Source organism: Acinetobacter sp. AOR01_HL, from assembly GCF_027855455.1.
GTDB lineage: Bacteria > Pseudomonadota > Gammaproteobacteria > Pseudomonadales > Moraxellaceae > Acinetobacter > Acinetobacter baumannii.
On record NZ_JAKTIM010000028.1, the window covers coordinates 32,115 to 49,598 of the forward strand.

20 protein-coding genes are annotated in these 17,484 nt (G+C 40.9%); 12 read left to right on the forward strand and 8 right to left on the reverse strand.

Annotated features, from left to right (window positions below; all coding sequences use genetic code 11):
- The first annotated feature begins 134 nt into the window (after nucleotides 1–134).
- Nucleotides 135–1,832, forward strand: a complete 1,698-nt coding sequence (locus tag MKL62_RS08780; protein ID WP_030423770.1) for an NAD-dependent malic enzyme — start codon at nucleotides 135–137, stop codon at nucleotides 1,830–1,832.
- 45 nt (nucleotides 1,833–1,877) lie between these two features.
- On the opposite strand, the gene MKL62_RS08785 is transcribed toward MKL62_RS08780, so the two are convergent.
- Nucleotides 1,878–2,798 carry a Dyp-type peroxidase gene (locus tag MKL62_RS08785; RefSeq protein WP_000126807.1) on the reverse strand — a complete coding sequence of 307 codons (921 nt, stop codon included), beginning with the start codon at nucleotides 2,796–2,798 and terminating at the stop codon, nucleotides 1,878–1,880.
- Nucleotides 2,799–2,955: 157 nt separating this feature from the next.
- Here MKL62_RS08785 and MKL62_RS08790 point away from each other — a divergent pair, with 157 nt between their 5' ends.
- On the forward strand, nucleotides 2,956–3,582 hold the full coding sequence (locus MKL62_RS08790) for a LysE family transporter (RefSeq protein WP_000058352.1): 627 nt from the start codon (nucleotides 2,956–2,958) through the stop codon (nucleotides 3,580–3,582).
- A gap of 1 nt (nucleotide 3,583) precedes the next feature.
- Here the strand turns inward: MKL62_RS08790 and znuB are convergent, their stop codons facing one another.
- Genes znuB through MKL62_RS08805 form a run of 3 tightly spaced genes read right to left on the reverse strand, consistent with a single transcriptional unit; the run spans nucleotide 3,584 to nucleotide 5,655 of the window.
- Nucleotides 3,584–4,393, reverse strand: a complete 810-nt coding sequence (gene znuB, locus MKL62_RS08795) for a zinc ABC transporter permease subunit ZnuB (protein WP_030423769.1) — start codon at nucleotides 4,391–4,393, stop codon at nucleotides 3,584–3,586.
- A 3-nt stretch (nucleotides 4,394–4,396) separates the two neighbouring features.
- Nucleotides 4,397–5,185, reverse strand: coding sequence for a zinc ABC transporter ATP-binding protein ZnuC (znuC, locus tag MKL62_RS08800; protein WP_001112013.1), 789 nt, complete (start codon nucleotides 5,183–5,185; stop codon nucleotides 4,397–4,399).
- Nucleotides 5,158–5,655 (reverse strand): transcriptional repressor, encoded by a 498-nt coding sequence (locus MKL62_RS08805; protein WP_000093118.1) that lies wholly within the window; start codon nucleotides 5,653–5,655, stop codon nucleotides 5,158–5,160. The genes znuC and MKL62_RS08805 overlap by 28 nt, the downstream gene beginning before the upstream one ends.
- A gap of 127 nt (nucleotides 5,656–5,782) precedes the next feature.
- Between MKL62_RS08805 and MKL62_RS08810 the strand changes: the two genes are divergently transcribed.
- The 10 genes from MKL62_RS08810 to MKL62_RS08855 all read left to right on the forward strand — a co-directional run bounded on the left by MKL62_RS08810 (nucleotide 5,783) and on the right by MKL62_RS08855 (nucleotide 13,958).
- The gene (locus tag MKL62_RS08810; RefSeq protein WP_000490209.1) at nucleotides 5,783–6,622 is read left to right on the forward strand and encodes a metal ABC transporter solute-binding protein, Zn/Mn family; all 840 of its coding nucleotides are present in this window, start codon (nucleotides 5,783–5,785) and stop codon (nucleotides 6,620–6,622) included.
- 169 nt (nucleotides 6,623–6,791) lie between these two features.
- A complete protein-coding gene (locus MKL62_RS08815; RefSeq protein ID WP_000084237.1) occupies nucleotides 6,792–7,190 on the forward strand; it encodes an ATP synthase subunit I in 399 nt (132 codons plus the stop codon).
- 104 nt (nucleotides 7,191–7,294) lie between these two features.
- Entirely contained in the window at nucleotides 7,295–8,170 is an 876-nt protein-coding gene (gene atpB / locus MKL62_RS08820) for a F0F1 ATP synthase subunit A (RefSeq protein WP_000718586.1), read from the forward strand.
- Nucleotides 8,171–8,254: 84 nt separating this feature from the next.
- Nucleotides 8,255–8,500, forward strand: coding sequence for a F0F1 ATP synthase subunit C (atpE, locus tag MKL62_RS08825; RefSeq protein WP_000424060.1), 246 nt, complete (start codon nucleotides 8,255–8,257; stop codon nucleotides 8,498–8,500).
- Between the two features lie 38 nt (nucleotides 8,501–8,538).
- Nucleotides 8,539–9,009, forward strand: a complete 471-nt coding sequence (locus MKL62_RS08830; RefSeq protein WP_001024691.1) for a F0F1 ATP synthase subunit B — start codon at nucleotides 8,539–8,541, stop codon at nucleotides 9,007–9,009.
- 12 nt (nucleotides 9,010–9,021) lie between these two features.
- Complete coding sequence (locus tag MKL62_RS08835) at nucleotides 9,022–9,558, forward strand: F0F1 ATP synthase subunit delta (RefSeq protein ID WP_000818995.1); 537 nt, start codon at nucleotides 9,022–9,024, stop codon at nucleotides 9,556–9,558.
- 46 nt (nucleotides 9,559–9,604) lie between these two features.
- Nucleotides 9,605–11,149 (forward strand): F0F1 ATP synthase subunit alpha, encoded by a 1,545-nt coding sequence (gene atpA / locus MKL62_RS08840; protein WP_001186635.1) that lies wholly within the window; start codon nucleotides 9,605–9,607, stop codon nucleotides 11,147–11,149.
- 77 nt (nucleotides 11,150–11,226) lie between these two features.
- Nucleotides 11,227–12,096: a F0F1 ATP synthase subunit gamma gene (gene atpG, locus MKL62_RS08845; RefSeq protein WP_001284971.1), complete on the forward strand. Its 870-nt coding sequence runs from the start codon at nucleotides 11,227–11,229 to the stop codon at nucleotides 12,094–12,096.
- Nucleotides 12,097–12,126: 30 nt separating this feature from the next.
- On the forward strand, nucleotides 12,127–13,521 hold the full coding sequence (gene atpD, locus MKL62_RS08850) for a F0F1 ATP synthase subunit beta (protein ID WP_000094481.1): 1,395 nt from the start codon (nucleotides 12,127–12,129) through the stop codon (nucleotides 13,519–13,521).
- Between the two features lie 17 nt (nucleotides 13,522–13,538).
- Nucleotides 13,539–13,958 carry a F0F1 ATP synthase subunit epsilon gene (locus tag MKL62_RS08855; RefSeq protein WP_000224542.1) on the forward strand — a complete coding sequence of 140 codons (420 nt, stop codon included), beginning with the start codon at nucleotides 13,539–13,541 and terminating at the stop codon, nucleotides 13,956–13,958.
- 61 nt (nucleotides 13,959–14,019) lie between these two features.
- Here MKL62_RS08855 and MKL62_RS08860 read toward each other — a convergent pair whose 3' ends face one another.
- From MKL62_RS08860 to MKL62_RS08875, 4 genes are all read right to left on the reverse strand, one after another.
- A complete protein-coding gene (locus MKL62_RS08860; protein WP_030423768.1) occupies nucleotides 14,020–14,619 on the reverse strand; it encodes a PM1805 family lipoprotein in 600 nt (199 codons plus the stop codon).
- Nucleotides 14,620–14,762: 143 nt separating this feature from the next.
- Nucleotides 14,763–15,308, reverse strand: coding sequence for a glutathione peroxidase (locus MKL62_RS08865; protein WP_000194679.1), 546 nt, complete (start codon nucleotides 15,306–15,308; stop codon nucleotides 14,763–14,765).
- Nucleotides 15,309–15,430: 122 nt separating this feature from the next.
- Nucleotides 15,431–16,195, reverse strand: a complete 765-nt coding sequence (locus MKL62_RS08870; RefSeq protein WP_030423767.1) for an AraC family transcriptional regulator — start codon at nucleotides 16,193–16,195, stop codon at nucleotides 15,431–15,433.
- A gap of 21 nt (nucleotides 16,196–16,216) precedes the next feature.
- Nucleotides 16,217–17,431 (reverse strand): MFS transporter, encoded by a 1,215-nt coding sequence (locus MKL62_RS08875; RefSeq protein ID WP_030423766.1) that lies wholly within the window; start codon nucleotides 17,429–17,431, stop codon nucleotides 16,217–16,219.
- Nucleotides 17,432–17,484: the final 53 nt, after the last annotated feature.

Consider the following 17,484-nt stretch of genomic DNA (forward strand, 5'->3'; position numbering starts at 1 on the left):
AGTATTCAATTTCAATATCACAGTTTAAAATACCTATTTTGTATTAAATAGTCTTAAGCTTACGCATACAACGAGCTTTAGAGAGTGCTGAAACTGTACTTTTCTGAGTTCTAAGCTGGAAAATGAGATAGGCAATGATATCAGGTCACCCAAGTAAACATCCCCTTTATATCCCTTATGCAGGCTATACACTTTTAGAGTTACCCCTTTTAAACAAAGGGTCCGCTTTCACTCAAGAAGAAAGAAGTAACTTTAACTTACACGGGTTGCTTCCACATATTATTGAAACTATCGAAGAGCAAAGCCAACGCTCTTATCAGCAATATTGTGCTTTCAATGATGATATTAATAAGCACATCTATTTACGTAATATCCAAGATACCAACGAAACTCTGTTCTACCACTTAATTGAAAATCATCTTGAAGAGATGATGCCAATTATTTACACGCCAACTGTGGGTGAGGCATGTCAACGTTTCTCTGATATCTATCGCCGTCATCGTGGTGTTTTCATTTCATATCCAGATCGTGATGTGATTGATGATATTTTGCAAAACGTTAATAAAAATAATGTCAAAGTCATCGTGATTACAGATGGTGAACGTATTTTAGGTCTTGGTGACCAAGGTATTGGTGGCATGGGTATTCCAATTGGGAAACTTTCGCTGTATACCGCATGTGGTGGTATTAGCCCTGCTTACACATTGCCAATCACAATCGATGTAGGGACGAATAACCCTCAATTATTAAATGACCCGATCTACATGGGATGGCGTCAACCACGTATTAGTGGTGATGAGTATTATGACTTTGTAGATATGGTGATTGAAGCTGTAAAGCGTCGTTGGCCAAAAGCGCTCATCCAGTTTGAAGATTTCGCACAAAAAAATGCGATGCCACTTTTAGAAAAATATCGCGATAAAATTTGTTGTTTCAATGATGATATTCAAGGAACAGCAGCGGTTTCTGTTGGTAGTTTAATTGCTGCAAGCCGTGCAGCAGGCAAACAATTAAAAGACCAAACAATTGCTTTCTTAGGTGCAGGTTCAGCTGGTTGTGGTATTGCAGAGCAAATCGTTGCACAAATGGTTTCAGAAGGACTAACCGATGCTGAAGCACGTGCTCGTGTTTACATGGTGGATCGTTTTGGTTTGATCACTGAAAACCAGCCAAATCTATTAGACTTCCAACGTAAGTTAGCTCAAAAAGCTGAAGTAGTAGACCAATGGGGCAATATTGAAGAAGTGATTTCACTGCTTGATGTTGTTAAAAATGCCAAGCCTACAGTATTAATCGGTGTTTCTGGTCAGCCGGGCCTATTCACCGAAGAAATTATTAAAACAATGGCTGCCAATTGTGAACGACCAATTGTGATGCCGTTATCTAACCCGACTTCGCGTGTAGAAGCAGTACCGGCGGATATTGTGGAATGGACTGAAGGTAAAGCATTAATTGCAACGGGTAGCCCATTTGCACCTGTAAATCATCACGGCAAGCTTTATAATATTTCGCAGTGCAACAACTCATACATCTTTCCTGGTATTGGTTTAGGTGTGGTAGCATCAGGTGCTAAACGCGTTACAGAAAACATGCTTATGGCTTCAAGTAGTGCTTTAGCAGACAGTTCACCGTTGCTGAAAGATCCACAAGCTGATTTATTGCCACCTTTAGGTGAAATTCAACAAGTGTCTAAAGTGATTGCATTTGAAGTGGCAAAAGCTGCAATGGCAGATGGTGTGGCTGTAACCATTAGTGATGATTTGCTTAAGCAGAAGATTGATCAATCGTTCTGGAAACCAGAATACCGTAAATATAAACGTATTCCTTTCTAAGAATGAGAATGTGAAAAGAGGAGCTTAAGCTCCTCTTTTTTTCTTTTAAGCCTCTAAAATTTCTTCTAATAATTCTTCACTTGGTGCAAAGTAATATGCCCCGTCAAGTGGTGTCACGAAGTGCAGTAAGCGGTCATGAATGCCATCCCCACTTGTACCAAACATGCGCTTTAACATCGCATCAATAATGCTCAGGTCTTTAGTGTAAGCAATGAAGAATAAACCTTGATCACCTCGACCGTCACCATAAGGTAAGCTGTGACGTAGGATTTCCATTTCTTCGCCTTCCTCATCTTCAACGACAGTACGAGCGACATGGGCATTTTCCGGTTTAACATCATCATCTAATTCAATAGATTCAAGCTTGGTACGGCCCATGACATTTTCTTGTGCATCGACTTTAAGTTTTTTCCATTTTTCCAAGTCGTGTGCATAGCGCTGCGCAAATATGAAACTACCATCTGCAAATACTCCAGCACTTTCTGGGAGGAGAGCAGTTTCTGCGCGGTCATCTGGAAATTGAGGGTTTTCAGTACCATCTATAAAGCCAGTAATATCGCGACCATCGAAATAACGGAAGCATACACGCTCATCCAGAACTTCAACTTTATCTTTAATCCCTTCAAAAAATGCTTGGCTTAAAGCAAAACAGATATCAGAACGCATACTGGCAATGTGAATAAGCACATCAGCTGGTACGACTGGCATATTGAATGCGCCATTTTCTGGTTCAAGTTGTTTAAAACCAGCAGGAGATTGGCTGTAAAGCTGCTTCCAAAGTTCTGGACCAAAAGCGACTGCTGTTTTAATTTGTGCGTCTGAATGTTGAGTAATGAGACGGTCACGTGTTTCGAATAAAGCTTCGAGTTGTTCTTTTAATTCAGCAATTGTTAAATCTTTTAAACGAAGAACAATAAAACGGGCATGATCTGATGGTAATGGCAAAATGACAGATTGAGCAGTCATTAGAAGATCTCTCCTCAATTATAATTTAGTATGAGCTTCAATTATTGTGCCTGATGCGAAGAGCCGTTAGTAGTCTATTTATTGATTTTATTGTTTGAATTATCGCCACGATAGTTTTATAAAACGGTATAATTCCACTTTTATTATCTATTTCGCTATGTCTTTGCAAGTTTGGTTTGCTTATATGTTGGCCTGTTGGGTCATTAGTATTTCTCCGGGAGCAGGGGCTATTGCTTCTATGTCGAGCGGCTTAAATTATGGCTTTAGACATGGCTACTGGAATGCGATCGGTTTGCAAATCGCCTTGTTAATTCAAATCATGATTGTAGCGGCGGGTGTAGGTGTTCTATTCGCAACGACGCCATTAGCTTTTCAGGCGGTTAAGTGGTTTGGGGTAGCTTATTTATTGTATTTAGCCTATTTGCAGTGGACAGCACCAGTAAAAGATATAGAAATTCAACACGAAAAAAAGGATAAATCTGTTTCTGCTCTGCTGTTCAATGGATTTGTAGTCAATATCAGTAACCCTAAAGCCATCGTATTTTTATTGGCAGTTTTGCCTCAGTTCTTAGATTTAAGCAAACCCCAATGGATACAATACCTGATTATGGCAGCCACTATGGTTACGATTGATTTGATTGTAATGGCTGGTTATACAGGGCTAGCTTCAAAAGTTTTAAGATTGCTACGTTCTCCTAAGCAACAAAAATATTTGAACCGTGGTTTTGCTGTCATGTTTAGTTGTGCAGCGTTATTGCTAAGTACGGTCCATCAAGCAGCCTGATTTAGGCCGCTTGAGTTTGATTTTTGATTTTTTGAACCATAAAGATAAGTGCAAAACTCAACGCCATACATAAAACAATACTGAGGCCAGTCGAGATATTAAGTGCTGCGCTTGACCATAGGCCAACACTGACACCGAGTTGAGCTAAAACAAAGGCCCAAATAACCATCTGCTTTGGAGAGTAAGCGAGTAATCGAGCGCTCAATGCTGGAATAACCAGTAGTGCCCCCATTAAAAGTGAACCTACTGCACGTAAAGCCAATACTGTAAATAAGGCTAGCAGTAACATAAAAATGAGACGTTGCCATTTCGCATTCACACCTTCACTAATTGCAATATCCGGATCAATGGCAATTTGAATTTGAGGCTGCCAAAAGCGATAAAGAATTGCCAGTGATACTGCAATAATTAATGTGAAAACAGGTAGGTCTGGCCAATCAATACTTAGTAAGTCACCAAACAAATAACTTAAAAGCTCCGGTCTTAAACTTGGAACATGTTGAATAAACAGGAGGCCACTACATAGTAATGTTGCTGAGCATAGGGCAAGCAAAGCATCGTTTGGTAAACGATTGTCATGTAAGGCCCACAAAATAGCGACTAATAAAATTGCAGTACCTGCTACGCCAAGCCAGAGAGGAAGGCTTAAAGCACCAGCAATTGCTACCCCAAGTAAGGTTCCATGTGCCATGGTGTCTGCAAAAAAAGACATTCGTCTCCATAGCATGAGACAACCAAGTGGTGCAGTCAAAAAGACTAATAAGGTTCCCATAATCCATGCGGGTAACAATAATTGTAACCATTCCATCATGGCTTAAGCTTCCGGTTCCGGGTGAATGTGAGGTCTGCTATTGTGAGGGCAGGGGTGTGCAGCGTCACCATGCGCACAGTGATCATGATGATGTTGATAGAAAACTCGCTGAGTACCGAATATTGCTTGGTATTCAGGATGTTGCTGAATACTTTCTGGTAAGCCGCTACAGCATATATGCTTGTTTAAACAGACAACGCGTTGAGTTCCCTGCATGACCCACTGTAAATCATGGGAAACAATTAAAATGGCACAACCATAACGCTCTGGCAGACTACGTACATATTCATAAAGCTCAGCTTCTGATTGAATATCTAAGCCTTGCATGGGCTCATCAAGAACGAGGATATCTGGCTTTCTAAGTAAAGCACGTGCGAGCAGTACACGTTGGCGCTCTCCACCAGAAAGTTGCTGAACTTTTGATTGTTGTAGTTTGGCAATACCGGTGTCTTGAATAATTTCCTGACGAAGGGCAGGGCTACACTTTTCCAGATCTAATAAATCTTGTACCCGTAAAGGAAGACTATGAGATGGATTAAATTTCTGAGGCACATAAGCCATTTTTAGTTTTTTATTGCTTATGACGCGTCCACTACTTGGCTTTAAAATACCAAGTAGAACTTTAATTAAAGTTGATTTACCTGCGCCATTAGGACCAATTAAGGTCACAATTTCATTTTCATGCAGAGCAAAATCAACTTTTTTTAATATATCCCGCTGATCACGATGAACAGAGACCTGTTCAAGTTGAATCAAAACAGGATTTAGCGAGCTGTGCGGCACTGCTGGCATTTCCCCGAAATTTCTATAATGCTGTGTTGTGCTGCGAAATCATCTAAAGCTGCAAGTTGGTCAAGTTGTTGGGTTAGACCTTGTGAAGATGCTTCTTTAACCGTGTGACATTCGGTACAAATCAGGAATGCAGCCTGATGACCTTCACGTGGGTGACAGCATGGTATATAAGCATTAATAGATGTTAAGCGATGAATAAGACCCTTTTCTAATAAAAAGTCTAAAGTTCTATAAACAGTAGGAGGGGCGGCAGGGCGATCTGTTTGACTTTTAATACGTGCTAATAAGTCATAGGCACCCATAGGACCTGAAGCATTTAAAATGAGTTCAAGAACTTCTTTACGCAAAGGCGTAAGGCGTGCACCGACCGCAGTACATAAAGTTTCTGCTTCAGCTAAACGACTTGCGACATTATGGTGATCATGTACACCATGCAAAGAATCATGATGTTCATGCATGCAAGAACTCATAGACATAACCTCAAATTTTTAATGGAATATTAGCATGAAGCGGTGCTTCATTCGATTAATCTTAGGTATTTTTGTAACTTTGTTATATTATAACATGCTTCGAGCTATTACTAATTGATGGTCTGTCATGTTCCGCGTTTTTGTTTTCAGTATGTTCTCTCTTATGAGTACGTTAGGTTGGAGTCAGGGTTTGGTTGTCTCTACGCACCCAATCTATTTGATTGCAAAAGAAATTACCAAAGGAGTTGAAGAACCCCAGTTATTGCTTCAAGGGCAAAGTGGGCATGATGTACAGTTAACACCAGCACATCGTAAAGCAATTAACGATGCTTCTTTAGTGATCTGGTTAGGAAAAGCTCATGAAGCTCCGCTCAACAAATTGCTAAGTAACAATAAGAAAGCAATTGCTTTGTTAGATAGCGGTATTCTTTCTATTTTGCCGCAGCGCAATACACGTGGGGCTGCGTTACCAAATACTGTGGATACGCATGTCTGGCTAGAACCAAACAATGCAGTACGTATTGGCTTTTTTATTGCAGCTTTACGTTCACAACAGCATCCTGAAAACAAAGCGAAGTATTGGAATAATGCAAATACATTTGCACGAAATATGTTGCAGGCGGCTCAAGCTTACGATAGCTCAAGCAACGGTAAACCGTATTGGTCTTATCATGATGCTTATCAATATTTGGAGCGTTCGCTAAACTTAAAGTTTGCGGGTGCTTTAACGGATGATCCGCATGTAGCTCCTACAGCTGCACAAATAAAGTACCTTAATGATAGTCGACCAAAAGCTCAGATGTGTTTACTTGCAGAAAGTTTTACAACAAAAGGGCAATATCAAAAACTGGGTAGTATTACCTTCCAACCCGTTGATGAAAGTATGAATAATGAAGATAATTTTGTAACAGCATGGAAGAAACTGGCGATAAAAACTGATAAATGTGTATTAAATACGCAAAAGTGAGATAAAAAGTAAACAAAGGCTGACTGTAGCGTCAGCACCACCTGTCACGAAAAACCCCGACTAAAGTCGGGAAAAGATTGCATGTTCAGGGGTGTAACTCTATAATGCCTGCGATTAAAAGCGATCATCAGCTAAACTTGTCAAGCATTTATGCTGTGAGTGGATAAAAATGAGCCAAACTAGTCGCTTGATTGACCGACGATTAGCAAAAGCTTTGGTCTTCTTACAAGCATGCATGATCCCTGTTTCCGCACTTGTGGCGTGGAGCATAAAAGACATGACAGCAGCATTAAGTGCGGCACTTGGTGCATTGGTCTGCTGGCTTGCTACGAGCTATTTTGCGTGGCAATCCTTCAGAACGGCAGGTGCGAGAGCATCTAAACAAGTGCTGTCTAACATGTATAGGGGCATGTTAGGCAAATTTGCAATCATGATCGTTGGATTTATTTTGATTTTGAGCAATGTTAAACCTTTATCACCGTTAGCATTGCTGTTTGGTTTTATTCTCGTTCAAGCGATGTCGTGGGTTGCTCCTTTTTGGGTGTCACGTCTACAAAAACGGGTATAGAAACAAGAAGAATTGAAGATTTTTTGGAGGGTGGCGAGATATCGACAGTACGCCGATGTTCGTTTCCCTTCTTTTTAGTAATTGACATTGACCAGGTGTGATTTATGGCTGCTGAAGAACATGCCCTCACTTCGACAGAGTATATCAAGCATCACTTGACCAATATGACCTATGGCAAAATGCCAGATGGTACATGGAAATTGGCTGAGACTGCTGAAGAAGCTCATTCGATGGGGTTCACTGCAATTCACTTGGATTCAATGGGTTGGTCAATTGGCCTTGGTGTGATTTTCTGTTTGTTATTTTGGATAGTTGCGAGAGCTGCAAATGCTGGCGTTCCAACAAAATTCCAATCTGCAATTGAAATGATCATTGAGTTTGTTGACTCAAGTGTCCGTGATACTTTTCATGGCAAATCACGTTTAATCGCTCCTCTTGCACTCACTATTTTCGTGTGGATTTTCCTCATGAACTTAATGGACTTGATCCCAGTTGACTGGATTCCTCAAGTTGCTGCATTTGTGGGTGCTAACGTATTTGGTATGGACCCTCACCACGTTTACTTCAAGATCGTTCCATCTACAGATCCAAACATTACCCTTGGTATGTCTTTATCTGTGTTTGTACTTATCTTGTTCTACAGCATCCGCGAAAAGGGTGTTGGCGGTTTCGTAGGCGAGTTGGCACTTAACCCATTTAACCCAAGTAATCCAGTTGCAAAAGCGTTGCTTATTCCAGTGAACTTGATTTTGGAATTGGTAACATTCCTTGCTCGTCCTATTTCATTGGCTCTCCGACTATTCGGTAACATGTATGCCGGTGAGTTGATCTTTATCCTGATCGCATTATTGCCGTTCTGGATTCAATGGGCGTTATCTGTGCCTTGGGCGATCTTCCACATTCTTGTAATCACGTTGCAGGCATTCATCTTTATGATGCTTACCATCGTTTACTTGAGCATGGCAAGCGAAAAACATTAATGGTATTGCCTAACTGTCAAACGATGGTTGGGCTGAATTTTTTTAATTTAATTTGGTAATAACCTAACCTCTGAGGAATTTTTCATGGAACTCACTTTAGGTCTAGTTGCAATTGCATCTGCTATCTTGATCGCTTTCGGTGCTTTGGGTACTGCGATTGGTTTTGGTCTTTTGGGTGGTCGCTTTTTAGAAGCTGTTGCTCGTCAACCAGAATTAGCTCCACAACTTCAAACTCGTATGTTCTTAATCGCGGGTCTTCTTGATGCTGTGCCTATGATCGGTGTTGGTATTGGCTTGTTCTTCATCTTCGCTAATCCATTTGTAGGTTAATCAGCTTAATTCCTAAATCCACTATTTGAGGAATTGCAATGAATATCAACCTCACATTGATTGGTCAAGCGATTGCGTTTGCGTTTTTTGTCGCATTCTGCATGAAGTTTGTTTGGCCACCACTAATCAATGCGATTAGTGAGCGTCAGCGCAAAATCGCTGATGGCTTAAATGCAGCAGAAAAAGCGAAAGCTGACCTTGCCGATGCACAAGCGCAAGTAAAGCAAGAGCTTGATGCGGCTAAAGCACAAGCGGCTCAATTGATCGAACAAGCGAACCGTCGTGCAGCGCAATTGATCGAAGAAGCTCGTACTCAAGCTGCGGCTGAAGGTGAGCGTATTCGTCAACAGGCTAAAGAAGCTGTTGATCAAGAAATCAATTCTGCTCGCGAAGAATTACGTCAACAAGTAGCTGCCTTGGCAGTAACTGGTGCAGAAAAGATCCTGAACCAACAAGTTGATGCAGAAGCTCATAACGCCATGCTGTCTCAGCTGGCTGCTAAACTTTAAGCGAGGCGAATTATGGCTGAACTCTTGACGTTGGCACGTCCGTATGCCAAAGCAGCATTTGCTTATGCTTCTGAGCAAGGTGCAACAGACAATTGGTCGAATGCGTTACAAGTGCTCAGTGCTGCGGTGCAAGACGAAGCATTTTCCGCTTATTTAAATCGCCCTGAACTTACTCCTGCGGAGCAAGTGAAGCTTTTTGCTAAAGTTTTAGGTGAAGATCAGTCTCAAGCAGTGTCTAACTTTTTGACACTTCTTGCAGATAATGATCGATTAGTGTTGTTACCTGAAATTGCAGCAGAATATGAACAGCTTAAATCACAGAATAACAACAATGTGGATGTCGTGATTGAATCGGCTTTCCCGTTAACTGCTGAACAAGAGCAACTGTTGAAATCTGCTTTAGAAAAGCGTTTTAACAGCACAGTAACTGTTTCAGTTGAAGTTAAACCTGAGCTTATTGCAGGTGTTGTAATTCGTGCAGGCGATCAAGTGATAGATGATTCTGCGCTTAACAAGCTTGAAAAAATGCGTACTCGTCTTCTTGCATAATGCAAATGATGAAGACTGAACTAATAAAAGATTGAGGAATAGCGCAATGCAACAACTGAATCCATCCGAGATCAGTGCGCTCATTAAACAGCGTATCGGAGATCTGGACACCAGCGCGACCGCTAAAAACGAAGGTACCATTGTTATGGTATCCGACGGTATCGTGCGTATTCACGGTCTTGCTGATGCAATGTACGGTGAAATGATCGAATTCGACGGCGGCTTATTTGGTATGGCACTGAACCTAGAACAGGATTCAGTGGGTGCCGTTGTTTTAGGTAACTACCTAAGCCTTCAAGAAGGTCAAAAAGCTCGTTGTACAGGTCGTGTTTTAGAAGTTCCAGTTGGTCCTGAACTTCTTGGCCGTGTCGTAGATGCTTTGGGTAACCCAATTGATGGTAAAGGCCCAATTGATGCAAAATTAACTGATGCTGTTGAAAAAGTAGCACCAGGTGTAATTTGGCGTCAATCTGTAGACCAACCTGTTCAAACTGGTTATAAATCAGTTGATACCATGATTCCTGTGGGTCGTGGTCAGCGTGAGTTGATTATTGGTGACCGTCAAACTGGTAAAACAGCAATGGCGATCGATGCGATTATCGCTCAGAAAAACTCTGGCATTAAATGTGTATACGTTGCGATTGGTCAAAAACAATCAACAATTGCAAACGTTGTACGTAAGCTAGAAGAAACTGGCGCTATGGCGTATACAACTGTTGTCGCTGCTGCGGCTGCTGATCCTGCTGCAATGCAGTATTTAGCTCCGTACTCTGGCTGTACAATGGGTGAATACTTCCGTGACCGCGGTGAAGACGCTCTTATCATTTATGATGATTTGTCTAAGCAAGCTGTTGCTTACCGTCAAATCTCATTGCTTTTACGTCGTCCACCAGGTCGTGAAGCGTATCCAGGTGACGTATTCTATCTTCACTCACGTCTTCTTGAACGTGCTTCTCGTGTATCTGCTGAATACGTTGAGAAATTCACTAATGGCGCAGTAACTGGTAAAACTGGTTCTTTAACTGCATTGCCAATTATTGAAACTCAAGCAGGTGACGTATCTGCATTCGTACCAACAAACGTAATTTCGATTACTGACGGTCAGATCTTCTTAGAAACATCATTATTCAACGCAGGTATCCGTCCTGCTGTGAACGCGGGTATCTCTGTATCTCGTGTTGGTGGTTCTGCTCAAACTAAGATCATCAAAAAATTGTCTGGTGGTATCCGTACCGCTTTAGCGCAATACCGTGAATTGGCTGCGTTTGCTCAGTTTGCTTCTGACCTTGATGAAGCAACTCGTAAACAACTTGAACATGGTCAACGTGTAACTGAGTTAATGAAGCAAAAACAATATGCTCCTTACTCAATTGCTGACCAAGCTGTTTCTGTTTATGCATCTAACGAAGGCTATATGGCTGACGTAGAAGTTAAGAAAATCGTAGACTTTGATGCTGCGTTAATTGCTTACTTCCGTTCAGAATATGCTCCGTTGATGAAACAAATCGATGAAACTGGTGACTACAACAAAGACATCGAAGCAGCAATCAAAGCTGGTATTGAAAGCTTTAAAGCGACTCAAACTTACTAAGTTCAGTTTTAGTTAAGTTTGGTTCACGGATCAACCTTCGGAAGCTCGAAAGGGCTTTCGAATACTAGGTTAAGCGTATGGCAAATTTAAAAGAAATTCGCGCCAAAGTAGCTAGTATCAAGAGCACGCAAAAGATTACTCGCGCGATGCAAATGGTAGCTGCTTCAAAAATGCGTCGTGCGCAAGAGCGCATGGCTCAGGGCCGTCCGTATGCCGATAATATGCGCCGTGTAATTGCTCACTTGGTACAAGCAAACCCTGAATACAAACACCGTTATATGGTGGACCGCCCAGTTAAGCGTGTTGGTTACATCATTGTATCTTCAGATCGCGGTTTGGCAGGTGGTTTGAACATTAACTTGTTCAAGAAAGTTGTGCAGCATGTCAAAGCACAACAAGAGCAGTCAATTGAAGTTCAATTTGCTTTGATTGGTCAAAAAGCGGTTTCGTTTTTTAAGAATTACGGCGGTAAAGTGCTGGGTGCAACCACTCAAATTGGTGATGCTCCTAGTTTGGAACAGTTAACTGGCTCAGTGCAAGTTATGCTTGATGCATTTGATAAAGGCGAATTAGATCGTATCTATCTCGTATCAAATGGTTTCGTCAATGCAATGACACAAAAGCCTAAAGTTGAGCAACTTGTTCCTTTAGCACCAGCAGAAGAAGGCGATGACCTCAACCGTACTTATGGTTGGGATTACATCTATGAACCAGAAGCAGAAGAATTGCTAAATGGTTTATTAGTTCGCTATATCGAGTCTATGGTTTATCAAGGTGTGATTGAAAACGTCGCATGTGAGCAATCTGCACGTATGGTCGCAATGAAAGCAGCGACAGATAACGCAGGTCAGCTTATCAAAGACTTACAACTCATCTATAACAAGCTGCGTCAAGCCGCGATTACTCAGGAAATCTCTGAGATCGTTGGTGGTGCCGCTGCCGTTTAACATTATTAAGTTTGAATTGAGGAGACAGCAATGAGTAGCGGTCGTATCATTCAGATCATCGGCGCGGTTATCGACGTCGAGTTTGAGCGCACAAGCGTTCCAAAGATCTATGACGCTCTCCAAGTTGACGGTACTGAAACTACTTTAGAAGTTCAGCAACAACTTGGTGATGGTGTTGTTCGTACCATCGCAATGGGTTCTACAGAAGGTCTTAAACGTGGTCTTACTGTAACTAGCACAAACGCACCGATCTCTGTTCCAGTTGGTACAGCCACTCTTGGCCGTATCATGGACGTTTTAGGTCGTCCTATCGATGAAGCAGGTCCTGTTGCGACTGAAGAACGTTTGCCGATTCACCGTCAAGCGCCTTCTTATGCTGAACAAGCAGCTTCTACTGACCTTTTAGAAACTGGTATTAAAGTAATTGACTTACTTTGCCCGTTTGCGAAAGGTGGTAAAGTTGGTTTATTCGGTGGTGCTGGTGTTGGTAAAACCGTTAACATGATGGAATTGATCAACAACATCGCGAAAGCACACTCAGGTTTATCTGTGTTTGCTGGTGTTGGTGAGCGTACTCGTGAAGGTAACGACTTCTATCACGAAATGAAAGATTCTAACGTTCTTGACAAAGTAGCAATGGTCTACGGTCAGATGAACGAGCCACCAGGTAACCGTTTACGCGTAGCGTTAACTGGTTTGACTATGGCTGAATACTTCCGTGATGAAAAAGACGAAAACGGTAAAGGTCGTGACGTATTATTATTCGTCGACAACATCTACCGTTATACACTTGCAGGTACTGAAGTATCAGCATTGTTAGGTCGTATGCCATCTGCGGTAGGTTACCAACCTACACTTGCAGAAGAAATGGGTGTTCTTCAAGAGCGTATTACATCTACTAAGTCTGGTTCAATCACTTCGATCCAAGCAGTATATGTACCTGCCGATGACTTAACAGACCCATCGCCTGCAACTACATTTGCTCACTTAGACGCAACAGTAGTATTGAGCCGTGACATCGCATCTTCTGGTATCTATCCAGCGATCGATCCACTTGACTCAACTTCACGTCAGTTAGACCCATTAGTTGTTGGTCAAGAGCACTATGAAATTGCGCGCGCAGTACAAAACGTATTGCAACGCTATAAAGAGCTTAAAGACATCATCGCAATCTTGGGTATGGATGAATTGGCAGAAGAAGATAAATTGGTTGTTTACCGTGCGCGTAAAATCCAACGTTTCTTCTCTCAACCATTCCACGTAGCTGAAGTATTTACTGGTGCTCCTGGTAAATTAGTACCACTTAAAGAAACGATTCGTGGCTTTAAAGGTCTATTAGCTGGTGAATACGATCACATCCCAGAACAAGCGTTCTATATGGTTGGTGGTATTGACGAAGTGATTGCTAAAGCTGAGAAACTCTAATTTAAGGAGATCATCTCATGGCGACTATGCAATGTGATGTCGTAAGTGTTAAAGAGTCAATTTACTCTGGCGCAGTGACGATGTTAATCGCGAAAGGTGCAGGTGGTGAACTTGGTATTTTGCCAGGGCATGCTCCACTTGTAACCTTGCTTCAACCGGGCCCGATTCGTGTTCTGTTGGAAAATGGTACAGAAGAAATCGTCTATGTATCTGGCGGTGTTTTAGAAGTTCAACCTCATGTTGTGACGGTTCTTGCAGATACTGCAATCCGCGCTGACAATTTGGATGAAGCTGCAATTTTAGAAGCGCGTAAAAATGCTGAACAATTGCTTGCAAACCAAAAGAGTGATTTGGACTCAGCTGCTGCGTTGGCTGCCTTGGCAGAAACCGCTGCACAGCTTGAAACTATCCGTAAAATCAAAAACCGCGCTCAATAAGACGCGGTTCGAGATTGAAAAAGCCACCTTTCGGTGGCTTTTTTTATTGCTAAAAAGAAAATTAAGAATCAGTTTTTGAATCTGATTTTTCATCTCCTGCCATAATCATAGCAGCGAGCTTGACCATATCCATTTGGATGGTATTAAGTTGCTTTTCAATTTGGTCGAAATTAATTTGCTCTAATTTCCCATTTAATAAAGGCATGCTTAAAGCTTGCTGGTTTGCCTGTAGTAGGCTTTGACGGATATTTTCAACTTCCTGACTTCTGATATCTAAACCAAGCAAAGCTTGGTTTAAACCTTCTAACTGTGCTTTCAAAGTCGTCACAGTTGTTTTTAGCTCATGCTGATCTTTATCTTGAATGGCTTGTTCAACGTCAAGTTGAGTGTCCTTGAGCTTTTCGATATAGTCGCCAGCCTTTAACTGTAAGTTAGCGGCATCACGAACGATATAAAAAACATTACCATTTTTTAATTCAGTTTTATTTTGTGTAGCTGTGATTTCTTGTTGAGAGTCATCAGCTTGTTCTGATATTTGATCGTTAGTCTGAACGGATTCTTGTCCCTTTGCATGGTCTTGTGCCTGATCACATCCAAGTAACAACATACCTGAAGCAAAAATCACAAATGGGAAAAATGCACCTTGTAAAACTTTTTTCATAACTACAAACAATACCAACTGAAGCAAGTAGGTACTATATGCATAAAATATGTAGAAATAAGGTATTGTTGCAAATGAACAACATTTTGAGTAGACAATAAAAGGAGTGCTATAGCACTCCTTTTATTAGTTTGATGCAAAAATTATTTAGCTAATTCTGCTTCAACTGCTTTTACAATTTGTTCATCGTCTGCTGTTAAGTTAGGTGCAAAACGCGCAACAACTTCACCGTTTTTATTTACTAGGAATTTCTCGAAGTTCCATAACACTTCAGGGGCAGGGTTAGTAGGAATACCTAAACCTTCTAAGCGCTCACGGAAAGGACCTTCTCCAATACGTTCTGGTTGAGCTGTTGTTAGCACTTGATAAAGTGGATGTTTATCTTCGCCAGCTACAGAGATTTTAGAGAAAAGTGGGAAATGAACATCGTAGTTTAATGAGCAGAACTGTTGAATTTCTTCATCCGAACCAGGCTCTTGTTCTTTAAAGTTGTTTGCAGGGAAGCCTAAGATTTCAAGACCTTGATCTTTCTTTGCTTGATACAGCTTTTCTAAACCTTCGTATTGTGGAGTTAAACCACATTTAGACGCTGTGTTTACGATTAATAAAACTTTCCCTTTATATTGGTCAAGGTCAACCGTTTCGCCTGAAATAGCTTTCACTGGAATATGATATACAGATTGAGTCATGAGTCTTTCCTGAAGATTGTAATTGATATCAAGTAACGCATTTGTTTTAACTGCTATTCTTGAGTAGTGCAATAATATTCGTGTTCAAAAAATAAAAAGATATACAAAAGCAGTTTTACTATCTAATTATTTCTGATTTGAACAGGTGTTTGGCCTGTATATCTTTTAAAAAATTCGATAAAACTTGAGCTGTGTTGATATCCTAAATCGTATGCTAGGCGTTTAATCGGTGTTCCTTGACGGATCTGATGAATGGCGTAAACAATTTTGGCTCGATTACGCCATTCGGATAGTGAAAGTTGTAGTTCTTGTTGGCTTAAGCGTAATAAATGACGATCACTGACAGAAAAGTTCTGAAGTAACTGCTGTAAAGAGAGATTAAAAAGTAATGGGTCTGAAAGCTTTTCTAAAATTGGCAGTAAAACAGGATGCCGTGTTTGTGGTAAATAATGAGAATAGGCGGGTGCTTGTTGTATTTGATCGAATAAAACCTGTAAAAGATGTTCTAAATATTCAGGCTTTTCCGTTTGTTTTTGCTGTTCCAATATTTGTAAAACTAAGGTTCGAAAGAAGGGCTGAATACTAAAGCATCGGCAGATATCTCCTAAAATAGAGCACAGCCGAGGATGTAAACGAATGCAGATATAATGAATTTCATGATCGATATGGGTAGATTGATGAACCGTTTGAGGGGGAATCCAAAGCCCATAGCTTGGAGGAGACAAGTATATTTGCTCTTCTACCTGTATTTCTAAAATACCATTTAAACTAAAATTAAAATCTCCCCATAGGGAAGCATGAGGACGAACAATATCTTCTTTTTCGTATAAAAATTCATGAACTTCTATACTCTCTAATAAAGAAAATTGTTGGTCCTCATTTTTCATGGGTCTACTCTAAGTAATATTCTAATTTTCACATGTTGCTTTGGGATTGTTTAAACCTTTGGCTAAGGTAAATGTACTAATTAAAGCTAAGGCAACGAAGCTTAATACCCCATAAATTAAAGTATTTTCATTGAAATGATCAACTACATAACCACCTAATAATGAACCTGTAGCAATCATGACTTGGAACATACCAACAAAAAGTGGCATACCTTTTTCTACAGCATGAGGTGCGTGTACAAACATCCAAATATTGGCAGAGGTAGGGAAGGCACCAAATGCGAAGCCCCATAATGCTGTAAGGACAATGGCACCAAACTCATGGATAGCAAAGATTGGGAAGCCAAAGAATACAATGGCAAAACATGTTCCAACGAAAGCTAAGGTATATCGAACATTTAAATTACCACTGTACCCTGCAAATGCATTTCCAAAAATACCGGCTATTCCGTAAAGCAATAATAATGAGCTAATAGTTGTGCCATTAAACCCGGCTACATTTTTAAAGAAAGGGGCTAAATAACTGTATGCACAGAAGTGAGCAAGCCCAATTAATAAAACAATAAGCATGCCGCTACGTGCTTTAGGTGTGCGTAATAATGCAGGTAAATCACGAATATGTATTGCTGACTCTGGTAAAAGTTTTGGTAAGAAAATAAGCTGAAGCACTAATACAACAAGACCGATAGCAGCTGTAATTCCAAAGGCACTGCGCCACCCATAAAACTCACTTAACCATGTTCCAATCGGTACACCTAGTACAGTGGCGAAAGTTACACCAGCCATTACTACAGCAGTTGCTTTGGCGATAGGTAAATTTGCAGGTGCGAGCTTACCGCTTAAGGCAATTGCTGTTGCCCAGAAGCCACCAATTGAAATCCCTAAAATCAAACGGCTCAATAATAAAACATGAAAGTTTTCTGCAAAAGCCGTAATGGTATTGGCAATCACCATAATAGCAGTCAGTAAAAGAAGCACATAACGACGGTCGAGTTGCTTTACTGAAACGGGTAATAGAGGGGCTGCAATCGCTGCCATAATGCCGGGTACTGTAATAATAAGACCTGCTGTACCTACAGAAATGTGTAAATCGGCTGCAACGCTATTTAAGACACCAACAGGTAAAAATTCACTCGTTACCAAGGCAAAGGCTGCGATGGCAACAGCCAAAATAGCAAACCAGCTCCCTTGTGTGGAAGTCATGGGTCGTGCTTTAGAGGTAGTAGATTGGTCCATAAAAAAATCCTTACTTTGCTAAATTCGAAGTGAAGAAAGGCAAATTTATAATT